General features: G+C 66.1%; 8 protein-coding genes. 3 read left to right on the top strand and 5 right to left on the bottom strand.

Annotated features, from left to right (window positions below):
- Nucleotides 1–192: 192 nt before the first annotated feature.
- From QLQ15_RS00250 to QLQ15_RS00240, 3 genes are read left to right on the top strand one after another with little or no spacing between them, the layout of a single operon-like run.
- On the top strand, nt 193–843 hold the full coding sequence (locus QLQ15_RS00250; RefSeq protein WP_283210868.1) for a TetR/AcrR family transcriptional regulator: 651 nt from the start codon (nt 193–195) through the stop codon (nt 841–843).
- 51 nt (nt 844–894) lie between these two features.
- Nucleotides 895–2,700: a phosphoenolpyruvate carboxykinase (GTP) gene (locus QLQ15_RS00245; RefSeq protein WP_283210867.1), complete on the top strand. Its 1,806-nt coding sequence runs from the start codon at nt 895–897 to the stop codon at nt 2,698–2,700.
- Between the two features lie 7 nt (nt 2,701–2,707).
- Nucleotides 2,708–3,292, top strand: coding sequence for a 2OG-Fe(II) oxygenase (locus QLQ15_RS00240; RefSeq protein ID WP_283210866.1), 585 nt, complete (start codon nt 2,708–2,710; stop codon nt 3,290–3,292).
- A gap of 7 nt (nt 3,293–3,299) precedes the next feature.
- Here the strand turns inward: QLQ15_RS00240 and QLQ15_RS00235 are convergent, their stop codons facing one another.
- From QLQ15_RS00235 to QLQ15_RS00215, 5 genes are all read right to left on the bottom strand, one after another.
- Entirely contained in the window at nt 3,300–4,313 is a 1,014-nt protein-coding gene (locus QLQ15_RS00235; protein ID WP_283210865.1) for a hypothetical protein, read from the bottom strand.
- On the bottom strand, nt 4,300–4,986 hold the full coding sequence (locus QLQ15_RS00230; protein ID WP_283210864.1) for a putative 2OG-Fe(II) oxygenase: 687 nt from the start codon (nt 4,984–4,986) through the stop codon (nt 4,300–4,302). The genes QLQ15_RS00235 and QLQ15_RS00230 overlap by 14 nt, the downstream gene beginning before the upstream one ends.
- Before the next feature lie 8 nt (nt 4,987–4,994).
- Nucleotides 4,995–6,560 (bottom strand): tetratricopeptide repeat-containing sulfotransferase family protein, encoded by a 1,566-nt coding sequence (locus QLQ15_RS00225; protein ID WP_283210863.1) that lies wholly within the window; start codon nt 6,558–6,560, stop codon nt 4,995–4,997.
- A gap of 92 nt (nt 6,561–6,652) precedes the next feature.
- Nucleotides 6,653–9,598, bottom strand: coding sequence for a TonB-dependent receptor plug domain-containing protein (locus QLQ15_RS00220; RefSeq protein WP_283210862.1), 2,946 nt, complete (start codon nt 9,596–9,598; stop codon nt 6,653–6,655).
- 251 nt (nt 9,599–9,849) lie between these two features.
- Nucleotides 9,850–12,936 carry a TonB-dependent receptor domain-containing protein gene (locus QLQ15_RS00215; RefSeq protein ID WP_283210861.1) on the bottom strand — a complete coding sequence of 1,029 codons (3,087 nt, stop codon included), beginning with the start codon at nt 12,934–12,936 and terminating at the stop codon, nt 9,850–9,852.
- Nucleotides 12,937–13,259 lie beyond the last annotated feature (323 nt).

Raw genomic sequence — 13,259 nt, 5'->3', positions numbered from 1 at the left:
TCGAGGCGATGCGGCGGTGACACGGGGCCCTGGGGCCGGCATTCAAGCGCGCGCATCAAACACTCAACATACGGCCGAGTATGGTAAGATTCTCCTCTCGCTGTCAACCGGCCCCTCACGATGCGTTGACGGCGGGGTTCCGGAAGGCGTGCATACTGTTACAGCCGCTGGCGTATGGTTAAAATATAGACCATGAGCTCTAATCCGCAGACCAAGCAGGAAGGAGCCGGGCAAGGCCGCACCGGCGAGGATCGAACCGCCGCCGAACGCCCGGTCCCGGAACGGACAGGCCGGTTGAGCGCCGACGACTGGGCGCAGGCCGCCCTGGATCTGATCGCCGAGCAGGGCGTGGCTGCCGTGGCGGTCGAGCCGCTCGCGCGCCGCCTCGGCGTGACGAAAGGCAGCTTCTACTGGCACTTCCCTTCGCGTGATGCGCTGCTCGTCGCGGCGCTGGAGCGCTGGGAGAAGGTCGAACAGGAAACCGTGTTCGGCCAGCTCGAGCCCATCTCCGATCCGCGCGAACGACTGCGTGCGTTGTTCACCCTCGTCGCGCACGAGTTCAAGTCGCACGTCATCTATTCCGAGCTGCTCAAGGCGCTCGACCACCCGGCGGTCCAGCCGGTCATCGGTCGCGTTTCCGAACGCCGGCTCGACTACCTCACCGCGTCGTTCCGCCAGGCCGGGCTCAGCCGCACCGACGCCCAGCACCGCGCGCGCCTGCTCTATGCCGCCTACGTGGGCTTCCTGCAGCTGAACCTGCAGCTGCACCAGGCACGCATGCAGCACGACGAATTCGAGGCGTATGTCGAGCACATGATGGCTACGCTGATCCCGTCGGCATGACCCGTCAGCCTGAATCCCTAGAAACCGGCCCCCGCTGGAGGTAGTTCCGCAATGAATGCCATTTCCCATGACGTCTCGAAACCTGCCGTCGCGCCGGGGAGCGAAGGCAGCAAGCTCGCCGCCCTGAACGCCTGGGTCGCCGAGGTCGCCGCGCTGACCCGGCCCGACGCGATCCACTGGTGCGATGGCAGCGATGCCGAGAACGCCGCGCTGGTCGAGCAGATGCAGCGCGATGGCACGCTGGTCAAGCTCAACGAACAAACCCATCCCAACAGCTACCTGCACCGCTCGCATCCGGACGACGTCGCCCGCGTCGAACACCTGACGTTCGTGTGCACCACGCAGCAGGACGACGCCGGCCCGAACAACCACTGGATGTCGCCGGCCGACGGCCACGCGAAGATGGATGCGCTCTTCGACGGCTGCATGAAGGGCCGCACGATGTACGTGATTCCCTACTGCATGGGTCCGATCGATTCTCCGCTGTCGCGTTGCGGCGTCGAGATCACCGACAGCCCGTACGTGGTGGCGAACATGCGCATCATGACGCGCATGGGCGCACCGGCGCTGGCGCGCATCGAGCGCGAAGGCACCTTCGTGCGCGGCCTGCACTCCATCGGCGAGCTCGACCCGGAGCGCCGCTTCATCATGCATTTCCCGGAAGAGCTGACGATCAAGTCGTACGGCTCGGGCTACGGCGGCAACGCGCTGCTGGGCAAGAAGTGCCACGCGCTGCGCATCGCCTCGCACCAGGCACGCTCGGAAGGTTGGTTGGCCGAGCACATGCTGATCCTGGGTCTGGAGAATCCGCAGGGCGAGACGCACTACATCGCCGCCGCGTTCCCGTCGGCGTGCGGCAAGACCAACCTGGCCATGCTGATTCCGCCGGAGGGCTACCGCGCCCAGGGCTGGAAGGTGTGGACGGTGGGCGACGACATCTGCTGGATGCGCCCGGGCGCCGATGGCCGCCTGTACGCCATCAACCCGGAAGCCGGCTTCTTCGGCGTCGCGCCGGGTACGTCCGACAAGTCGAACGCGAACGCCCTGGCGTCGATCCAGAAGAACACCATCTTCACCAACGTCGGCGTCACCGCCGACAACCAGCCGTGGTGGGAAGGCCTGGACAACGGCGCGCAGCCGGTCACCGACTGGCGCGGACGTCCGTTCGAGGCAGCCAAGGGCCCGGCCGCGCATCCGAACTCGCGCTTCACCGTCTCGGCGAAGCAATGCCCCAGCTATTCGGCCGAAGCGGAGAACCCCGCCGGCGTGCCGATCAGCGCCATCGTCTTCGGCGGCCGCCGCGCTTCGCTCGTGCCGCTGGTGTTCGAGGCGCGCGACTGGACGCACGGCGTGCTGGTCGGCGCCGCGATGGGTTCTGAAACCACGGCTGCCGCGACCGGTGCGGTGGGCGTGATGCGCCGCGACCCGATGGCGATGAAGCCGTTCTGCGGCTACAACTTCGCCGACTACTTCAGCCACTGGCTCTCGTTCGACCAGAGCGGCGCGAAGCTGCCTAAGGTCTTCCACGTCAACTGGTTCCGCAAGGGCGACGACGGCAAGTTCCTGTGGCCGGGCTTCGGCGACAACCTGCGCGTGCTGGAGTGGATGATCCAGCGCGTGAAGGGTCAGGCCGCTTCGGTGGAAACGCCGATCGGCCACCTGCCGTCCGTGCAGGACATCAACCTCGACGGCATCGCCCTGGGCGAGGAAGCGAAGGCCAAGCTGTTCGGCTTCGACCATGCCGGCTGGCAGGCCGAATTCGCCAGCATCGGCGAGTACCTGGACGAATACGGCCCGCGCATGCCGCAGGCCCTGAAGGACGAGCAGCAGCGCATCGCGAAGGCCCTTTCGAACTGAGGATCGCATGACAACGAACCCCGCCGCGCTCGCGGCCAGTCGTGAACTCGTGATCGACGGCCGCCCGCTGCGGGTGTTCGATGGCCATCTGCCCAACGTCGGCGACTACGTGCGCGGCCTGTCCAAGGCCGCGTTCACGCGCACCGAGATCGCGCGGCCCGATACCGCCGAGTACCGTCACTGGGCGACGGAGGTGAAGATCGAGGCACTGGTGCAGCAGCCGATCTTCGACATCACGCGACGTGCGGCGATGGGATTCGCCACCGCCGAATACGGCTACCGTCCCTACCGTGCCTACACCAATGTCGCCAGCTACGGCGACATGCTGTTCACCCACACCGACTGCCTGCCCGACCAGCACGACCTGACCGCGCTGTGGTACCTGTGCGAGCGCTGGGACGTGGAGTGGGGCGGCGAGACGATGTTCTACGACGCGCAGGACGAAGTGGCCTGCGCGATCCGCCCGCAGCCCGGTCGTCTGGTGATCTTCGACGGCGCGATCAAGCACGTCGGACGCCCACCGAACCGCATCTGCTACGCGCCGCGTTACACCTTCGCCGTCAAGTTCGAACGCGTGCCGGTCCCCCGCTGAGCGCGCGTCACCCGGAGTGCAGCGGCTTCCATCGCGGCATCAGCGCCGCCGGCCCGATGCTGCCTTCGGCCCAGTCCACCGCGCGGTCGATCGTCTCGCCGAAAGCGTCCAGCACGCGCGCGTTCTCGCGATCGCGTTCTTCGCTGTCGTAAGCGGCCGAGCTGCCCTTGGAATGGCGCGAGAACACGCGCGGCACGCGCTCGTCCAGCCCCTCGTCGGCCAGCTGCAGCCAGCCGGCGCAGTCGCGCACGCGATCGGACGGTGCGGCGAGCACCTCGTCGAAGTCCAGCGTGCGCAGGCGGTCGTCGGTGTCGGCGTCCAGGGCCAACGCATAGCGCTCCATCTGCGCGTACCAGGCCAGCGCGCAGGACTCGACCAGGTTGAACGCGCCGCCCGGTTCGATACCCAGGCGCCGCGACAGTTGCGTGTCGCGCAGCAGTGCCTGCGCCATCCAGCGGATGCGCTGCTCCGAATCGGGCAACTTCTTGAAGCACGAGACCATGAAGCTGCGCAGGCTGGAATACAACAGCACCGCACGTGCCCGAGGCTGGGCCGAGAGGATCGAATCCAGCAGTCCGTTGGCCTGGTTGGCCGGCTTTATCAGCACGCGCCCGCCCTCGGCCCACGGCCGCGAGACCAGGGCGAGATAGCGTGGCAGGGCTGCAGCCACCTCACCCAACTCCTGGGCAGTGCGCGCCTTGAGGCGCGCCATCGCCAGCGCATGCAGCGCCAGTGGCTCCTTCAACGACACCGCGCGCGGCGGCGCATGCAGCGCACGGGCGAGCAGCGTCGATCCGCAGAAGGCCGTGTGGAACAGGAACGATGCGTGCGCGTCCACGTGGTCTGGCAGGTCGCGCACCGCGACATCGAAGCCGTGCGCCCAGTCGATGGCCAGGCGCCGGTCGAGGAAAGGCGCATCGCCCAGGTCGGACAGCTCCACATGGACGAAGCGGAACCGCCCGGACCCGGCGTCGTAGTCGGCGGGAAACCAGCGTGGATCGGCGAGATCAGGTTCCGCCACCACCGCCGTCCTCCCGCATCGAGAACCAGCAGTTGAACGCGATGGTGATGCGCTCGTCGTTGCCGAAGAACGGCAGCACCTCGTGCTGCAGCCACGAGGGGAACAGGACCAGTTGGCCCGGGCGGAAACGCACGTTGTAGGTGCCGTGGTGATACGGCATCTGCAGGCGGACATTGCCCGGGTCGAGGAAGTAGTTGGCGTAGTGGTGCGGGTTGTGGAAGCGCAGTACGCCCGATTCGGGGCGATCTTCCGGCGTCTCGCCCGGCGCCACGCAGTACACGCCCGACCATGACGCCATGGGATGCGTGTGCAGGATGGTGAAGCCGCCATTGCGGGTCACGTGGAACCAGGTGTGCGAGTAGATCTGCAGCCGCGACATCTCGTCCTGGCTGTAGTTGTTGATCTGCTGCAACGTGCGACCCAGCACGCCCCAGCAGAACTGGCGCAGGCGCTGCACGCAGGGGTCCGGCCAGGAGAACAGGTTGAAATCGCTTTCGAAAACGCCGTGCTGCTGCTTCAGCGACGGGTTCGGGTTGGCGTAACGCTCGCCCTCGGATTCGCGCGCCAGCAACAGCGCCTTCAGCTCGGCGTTGATGCGTTCCGGGTCGGGCAGCATGTCCTGCGCCATGGGCACCGCGAACGCCGGGAACAGCTTGTAGTTCGATTGGGACATGACGGAAGTCAGGATGCGCCGAAGTGGTTCGCAAGCGGGCGCAGCTGCTCGGCGTAGCGGCGCCATGCATCCAGTCCCTTGCGGTTGATCGGTTGCCGAACCTGCGCACTGGACGCCGTGGCGACCGTGCGCGGGTTGTTCTCGATGCGCCAGGCATCGGCCACGGCAGGCAGTCCGCATTGGGCCAGCAGGTCGGCGGCCGAGCGCTCGGGATCGGTGACCAGATCGACGTAGTCGACGTGGTGCACGCGCGCGGGATACAGCGCGTCCCACCGCGCCATCATGTCGCGGTACGCGTCGTAGTACGCGGCCATGTCCTGTTGCGAATAGCAGGCGCCGTACTGGCCGGAGAACAGCTGCTTGAGGTTGCCGAAGCAGGTATCCACGGGATCGCGCCGCAGGTGCACGATGCGCGCATCCGGGAACGCGTGCACGATCCACGGCACCAGCATGAAATTGAACGGATACTTGTCGGACAGGAACTTCCTGCCGTCGCTCTTGAACGCGGTGAGCTCGCGATAGCGGGCGGCCAGGCGCGCATGCGACACCGGCGTAGCCAGGCTCTGCAGCGGCGACGAGGTCAGCATCGGGTTCACCACCTCGGCCTTCCACTGCTCGCGCAGCGCGGCCGAGAAGCAGGTCATCTCGCCGCCGGTGGCGACGTCCGGATGATTGCCCAGGATGCGCTCGACCAGCGTGGTTCCCGAGCGCGGCAGGCCCAGGACGAAGATGGGGCAGACGCCGTCGGTCGCCATGGGCATGTCGTCGATCGACGGCATGTCGGCCGACACGGCCGCAGTGATCCCGCGCAGGGCGCGCGTGTCCTCGCCGTCGTAGTTCAGGCGCGTACGCTGCAGGCGCATGCCATGTTCCAGCTCCTGGAACGCGTCGTCGGTGCGGTCGAGCGCATCGAGCGTGTTGAACAGCGCGTAGCAGTACATCACTTCGTCGACCGGGCTCTGCGCGCGCTGCAGTGCCGCGTACAGCGTGTCGGGCCGTTGCGGATCAGCTGCGCCGCTACGGATGGAGCTGAGCGCCCAGTGCGCCTTGGCGAAATCCGGGAAGCGTCCGGTCAGCGCAGCCAGCGCTGCGCGTGAGCCTTCGACATCGCCGGTGTAGAGCAGGCCCTGCGCCTGGTTGAAGGCATACGTGGGACTGTCGAGCGCTCGCGCGGAGGCGGAATCGAACCACGGCTGTGCTTCGTGTTCGAGACCAGCCAGCGAAAGCACCGAGCCGACCGAGTTGGCGATGCGTGGCTCGATCGTGGACGGGTCGAGCGGCCGCAGCGGTGCGAGCGTTTCCAGTGCGTCGCCCCACAGGCCGTAATTGAACTGCACCTGCGCCAGGTGCGCGCGGTACAACGCGCGCGCCGGTTCCACCGCGAGCGCCTGGCGTGCGGACGCGATGGCCGTGAGTCCGAGCGCACGCCCGACTTCGAAGCCGCTGCGCTGGAACCAGCCTTCGGCGTAGCGCGGAAAGTGGGTGGTGAGGCGGGTGAACGCCTCCAGTGCCGCCGTCGGCTGTTTCTGCCGGATCAACTGCTGCGCCTGGGCGAGCAGGGCAGGCGCGTTCATGGGAGGGGCCTTGGTTGCCATTGACGTGTTATGGAACAAACCGTGCAAAAAAAGAAGGCCCCTGACGGGGCCTTCTTCGGGTGCGGCAGGACTCAGAACTTCTGGTCGTAACGGATGTAATAGAACTGACCAGGCATTTCGTACTGCGGGTCGAAGCTGTTGGCGAACGCCGTGTACGACACCGGCGGGTCCTCGTCGAACACGTTGTTCACGCCGAGCGCCACGCGGGCGTTCCACGGAAGCTTCGTGCCCACCTGCACGTCCCAGTACATCGTCTCGTCCAGGGTGTTCTCCGGGGTGACGGCGGGGGTGCCGGTGAAGTCGCTAGTCGGGCGACGCGGAGCCGAGCAGAGGTTCTCGAACGCCGGGTTGCCCTCGTACACCGCGGCCAGGACCGGACCTTCGCATTCCTCGTCCAGCGCCGAGTAGTAACGGCCCATGAGCGAGGCATCCCAGTCGCCACGTTCCCACGACAGGTTGATGTTCGAGCGCCAGCGCCAGACCGGGAAGTTCGTGGAGATGTTGCCCACGCGCGACACCACGGCCGAGCCTTCGGCAATCTGCGTCTCGTACTTGGAGATGTACGAGTTGTCCCAGTTGACGCGGAACTTGCCGACGCCGGTCTCGAAGGCGTAGTCCAGGGTGAAGTCGTAGCCTTCGACGTTGCGGAAGCCCTGGTTCTGCAGGGTGGCGTCGACGTCGGCAACGTCGCCGGTGGTCGGATCGCGGGTGAACACCGCGCAGGCGTTCAGGTCACGCGAACCCGGCTCGGCGAGGTAGCACGCGTCGATCGCTTCCTGGATGTCGACCACCTGGATCGGATCGTCGATGTCGATCTTCCACCAGTCGAGGCTGGCGCTGAAGCCTTCCAGGAAGCTCGGGCTCCACACGAAGCCGAAGGTCTTCGAGGTCGAGGTTTCCGGCTGCAGGTCCGGGTTGCCGCCGATCGTGGTACGGATCTGCGGGTTCGGCTGCGCATAGTCGGCCGGAACGCCGTCGGCCAGACAGTTCGCCGACACCGCGGCGACGCCCGCGTCGCTGAGCTGGCCGGTGACCGTGGCAGCGTAGAGGTTGTTCGCATCGCAGGGGTCGTACAGGGTCGGGAAGTTGTCCGCTTCACCTGCGAACAGCTCCGAGATCGACGGTGCACGGAAGCCCTTGCTCCAGTTACCGCGGACCAGCAGGTCGGCGAACGGCTTCCACTTGAAGCCGAACTTCGGATTGAACGTGTCGCCGAAGGTCGAGTAGTCGGAGTAGCGGCCAGCCAGCTGGAATTCCAGCAGCTGCGCACCCGGCAGGTCCTTCAGGATCGGCAGGTTCAGTTCGAGGTAGAGCTCGTCGACCTTGTAGCCGCCCGACGTCGCGGTGGCCTGGCTGCCCGTGGTCAGGCCCGAGGAGGCCAGCGCGTCGGGGCTGAAGGAGCCGTTGACGTCGCGACGCTCGTAGCCGGCCGCGAAGGCCGCCATGCCGCCCGGCAGCTCGAACATGTCGCCCGAGATGTTGGCGGTGTACGACTTCATCTCGTCCTTGACGGTGCCGTGGTCGACGTAGTTGATGTAATCCATCATCTCCGGCGAGATGTCCTCGGCATTGCCCATCACGTTCCACGGCACGCAGCCGAGGATCGCGGTGGAGGCGTCGCCCGCGGTGCTCACGCAGGTCGGCACGCCGTTGACGAGCATCGAGGGGCCGACCGCATCGCGGATGCGGGCCAGGTTCTGCAGGCCGGTGGTGGTGTCGTCCTCGTGGTTGTCGGTGTACGACATGCCCACGTCCCACGCGAAGTAGCGGTCACCCAGCTCGAAGGTGCCGTCGAAGCCACCGTTGAAGCGGTAGGTGTCCACGTCCTGCGAGAAACGACGCGGCGAGAAGCTGGGACCGCGGATCTGCACGCGAGTGATGTCGGTGCCGAACGGGTTGTACATGCTGTCGGCAGACAGGTTGAAGGTGTACGCCAGCGACGTCGGCGAGTTGAAGCCGGCCGGCAGCGTTTCACCCCAGCTGATCGGCTGCGGCGCCAGGTACTGCTCCGAACGACGCTCGTTGTACAGCGCTTCGGCCTTGAACGAGACCTTGTCGGTGATGTCGAAGCGCGCCTGGCCGAACAGGCTGATGCGCTCCTGCGGCGTCGACAGGTAGTTCTCCGGCGCGAAGTTGAAGCCGTCGGTTGCGAGGTCGAAGGTGCGGAACTGGCTGGTGACGGACGGGTCGCAGACCTGGTTGTTGACGCAGCCCTGCGCGCCGGGGATCAGCGTGGAGGTGCCCGGGTTGCCCGCGAAGTCGAAGCGGCCGAAGCGGCTGGTCGAGGACGCGCCGGCAAGCACGCTGTTGGCCGGCAGGCCGAAGGACGGAACCGCGGAGATTTCACGGTCGCCCGCGAAGACCGGCTCCTGCTTCACGTAGCCTGCGCCCAGCATCACGTTGGAGCGTTCCGACGTGCTACCGATGATGAAGTCGTACGCCTGCTGCGTGCCGTCGCCCTTGCTGGTGGTGCCGAAGTAGGCCGAAGCCGACGCACCGTCGAAGTTCTGGCGGGTGATGATGTTCACCACGCCGGCGATCGCATCGGAACCGTAAATCGCGGAGGCGCCGTCCTTCAGCACTTCCACGCGTTCCACTGCGGCGATCGGGATGGTGTTGAGGTCGACGGCGCCGGTCTGGCCCGCCACCCAGCGACGGCCATTGACCAGCACCAGCGTGCGGTTGGAGCCCAGGTTGCGCAGGTCGACCTGCGTCTGGCCGTTGCCGCCGTTGTTGAAGCTGGTGTTGAGCGCGGAACCGTTGGTCGAAATCTGCTGGAGCACGTCGCCGATCGAGGTGACGCCGGAGTTCTCGATCGCCTGGCGGTCCAGGGTGAGGATGGGTTGTGAAGTTTCGGTATCGACTCGCTTGATGCGCGAACCGGTTACTTCCACGCGCCCGAGCGTGGTGGCTTCCTGTTCGCTTTCCTGCGCGAGCGCGTTGCCCGCTACGGCAGTGGCACCCATCGCAAGCGCCACGGTAATGGCATCGCGAAGCTGGCTGGTCTTGAAGGTCATCTCTCTCTCCAAAGTTCTAGGTCGTTCGCCTGGACCCGCCTGTAAGCGCAAATTGACACGCCAAAATCAGCAAGGTCGGGTCCGATACTAGCCCGGTACCTGGAGTAATTAAAGTGTCGTTAATGTCCCATATCAGGAATTCGTGAGACGGTGGGTTGGCCCTGGAGGGCTGGATGGCGGTGCTGCGGCGCAAAAAACTACGGCCCCTTTCGGGGCCGTAGTGGTGTTGCAGCAGCGATTCGATCCGAGGATCAGAAGCGCTGGGTGTACTTCATGTACCAGAAGCGACCGATGTCGTACTCACCGTCGAAGCTGAAGTTCGAGTTCGGCTGCGAGTACATGACCGGCGGCTGCTTGTCGAACACGTTGTTCGCACCCATGGCGACGGTCGCGTTCCACGGGGCTTCCCAGCGGACCTGGACATCGTTGAAGGTGACCGAACCGGCGTTGCGACGACGTGCCAGCGAGCTGGCCGGGGTGCCATCAGCCCGGAAAGCACCGGTCGGAGCGAAGTGGATCTCGTCGCACTCGAGGTGCGGCTCGGTCACGTTCGGAGCGCCGGTGCCGGTCGGGGTGAAGTACGTGCAGGCTTCCGCCATGCCCGAGTAGTAGCGCGCCATCCAGCTGGCACCGAACGAACCCATTTCCCACGACAGGTTCAGGTTCGAACGGATGCGGTGCGGGTTGCCGGCACCGGCCTGGCCCACCGTCGACAGGGCGTAACGCGGGTCGTTGGTGCTGACCAGGTAGTCCTTCGCCGTGTAGGTGCTGGTCGAGGACAGGGTGAAGTTACCCCAGCTCTCGGTGGTCATGCGGTAGGTCAGGTCGACGTCGAAGCCTTCGACCTTGCGGAAACCGGCGTTGCGGCTGCCGAAGGCGACGGTCGGGACGCCGTTGGCCGGATCACGCGTGAAGCCCGGTGCGGTACCGACCGGAGCGACGCAGCGCGACGCGATGCCGAGGACGTAGCAGTCGTTCAGCATGGTGGTCGGGGAGTCGGCCACGATGGTGTCGGAGATGCGGATCTTCCACCAGTCGATTGCCAGGTTGAAGCCCTGGATGAAGGTCGGGCTCCACACGAAACCGATGGTCTGCGACTTCGACAGTTCCGGGGTCAGCAGCGGGTTCGAACCGGAGGTGAAGGCAACCGGGGTCTGCGCCGGCGTGGTGCCGACCGGAGCGAAGCCCTGGCCCAGCTGGCGGTAGTTGGTGCCCAGTGCGCCCAGCGCGCCGTTGCCGCCGACGCCGTTGATGCAGTTGGCGCGGACGGTGGCGTTGGATGCTGCCTCACCGCGGACGGTATCGCAGGGGTCGGTGAACTGCGAGAACGTCTGCGAGCTGCCGCCGTACAGGTCGGAGATCGTCGGAGCGCGGAAGCCGTCGGCGTAGGTGGCACGAACCAGCAGCGAGTCGATCGGCTTCCACTTCAGGCCGAACTTGTTGTTGGTCGTGTCGCCGAAGGTGTCGTAGTCCGAGTAACGGCTGGCGACGGAGAAGGTCAGCTCACGCGCGAACGGCATGTCGGCCAGGATCGGCACCTGCAACTCGGCGTAGATTTCGTCGACGGTGTAGCTGCCCTTGGTCGGACCGCCCGCGAGGTTGGTCGAACCGCCGGTGACCGACAGGGCGTCCGGCGTGAACTCGCCTTCTTCCTTGCGGTTTTCCACGCCCATCGCGAAGCCCAGGTCGCCTGCGGGCAGCGCGACGATGGTGCCGGCCAGGTTGGCCGACATCACGGTGGTCTCGGTCTCGCCGGTCGAATGCTCTTCCTGGAACAGGTAGTTCTGCAGCGCGGTGTTGCCGGTCAGGGCACCCGGGCCCGTCGCGCCGAACGGCAGGAACGGATTCCACGGCGTGCAGCCGGCGATGATGGCCGTCGGCGTGCCGCACAGGATCTGGCCCTGGGTCGCGCCCGGAGCGGTCTGCAGGAACGACGGACCCACGGCGTTACGCACGTTGGCGAGGTTCAGGTTGCCGAACGACGACTGCACGTTGCGGTTCGTGTTGTTGAGGTACGACACGTCCCAGTCGAAGGTGCGGTCGGCGAAGTCGAAGCTGCCTTCGAACGCACCGGCGAAGCGGTACGTGGTCAGGTCGCTTTCGGTCACGCGCGGCTGCTCCCACGTACGGCGCCACCAGTTGGAGATCGTGGTGCCCACCGGGTTGAAGTAGCTGGTCGCCGCCATCGGCGTGCCGAACGACGCCGCCTGCATCGGGTAGCCCGCGATGTTGCGGGTGCTGATGCGGTGGCTGTACAGCAGGTTGGTGCGGAAGCGGACGTTGTCCGTGATGTCGTAGCTGCCGTCGATGTTCAGCGCTTCGCGCTCGATCGGCTGGCGCAGGGTCATCTGCTCGTTCGAGTTCGACTTGTGCAGCGTCGAACCCGGCGTGCAGGTGCCCGGACCCGGATTGGCGACCGAGTTGGCGGCGCAGGAGCCGACGCTCTGGTCCTGGGCAACCCAGTCAGCCGGATTACGCGCATCGCCACCCTCACGCAGCACGACGCGCGTCGAGCGGGTCGGGTTGGCGGTGGTCGCCGGCACGTACACGACGTTCGGCAGGCCCTGCGAGAAGACGCTGTTGAAGCCGCCGTCGTCGCCGACCGGGGTCCAGTTGTCGGTCGGGTGGTTCTGCGAGCGCGGGAATGCGCTGTACTCGCGATCCTTCGCCCACACCTCGTCTTCCTTCGACCACTCGGCAGCGGCGGTCAGCGAGCCACGGTCACCCGAGAAGCCCATGATGAAGCTGCCGTTGGTGATGCTGCCGTCGCCCTGGTCGTACTGGCCGTAGTACACGCTGGCGGCGGCGCCTTCGAAGTTGCTGCGCGTGATGATGTTGATCACGCCGGCGATCGCGTCGGAGCCGTAGATCGAGGAGGCACCGTCCTTCAGCACTTCGATGCGCTCCACGGCAGCAGCCGGGATCGTCGAGATGTCGGACAGGCCACCGGTCGTCACGCCCAGGCGCTTGCCGTTCATCAGCACCAGCGTACGGGCGGCGCCCAGGTTACGCATGCTGATGAAGGTGCCGCCGGAGGCTTCACCGGACGACAGCGGAGCAGCGCGGCTGACCGGCGGCGAACCCGTGGCGGTGATGTTCTGCAGGATGTCACCGACGGACTGGAAGCCCTGCTTCTCGATGTCCTGGCGGGTGATCTGCAGGACCGGCTGCGCGGTTTCCAGGTCGACCTGGCGAATGCGGGTACCGGTGACTTCGATGCGGTCCAGCGTGGTTGCCTGCTGCTCGGTTTCCTGAGCAACGGCCATGCCGGCGGTGGTGCTGCTCATGGCAAGCGCGAAAGTAATCGCGCTGCGGAGCGGGTGGGCTTTCAACGACATTTCTCTCTCTCCAAAGTTTCCACGGAAACCGAGCCGGCGGCGTCAAAATTGACGCCAAGTTCGGCAAGGCGCGTCCCGATCCTACTTCGTGTCTGAGAAAAGTGAAAGTATCGTTATGTGCGTGCGAACACCGCGCGAAGACGCAGTTCCGGAGCGTATGGGGGCGTTTTCCGAGGGGTGCGTCACAGAAAGCAGCCCAGGGACGAAAATGTCGCGCGGGTCGGTGAGATCGCCCGCAAATAGACACACTCGGCAAAGAGAGCGGCCGCGCAACAACAGGCACGCCGAAACAGGCGCCCACTGGCGCCTGCACGAGTGCGAAA

It is taken from the genome of Lysobacter stagni (genome assembly GCF_030053425.1).
Lineage (GTDB): Bacteria > Pseudomonadota > Gammaproteobacteria > Xanthomonadales > Xanthomonadaceae > Lysobacter_J > Lysobacter_J stagni.
The sequence above is the reverse complement of the archived record's forward strand: the minus strand, read 5'-3'. Positions and strand labels throughout refer to the sequence as shown.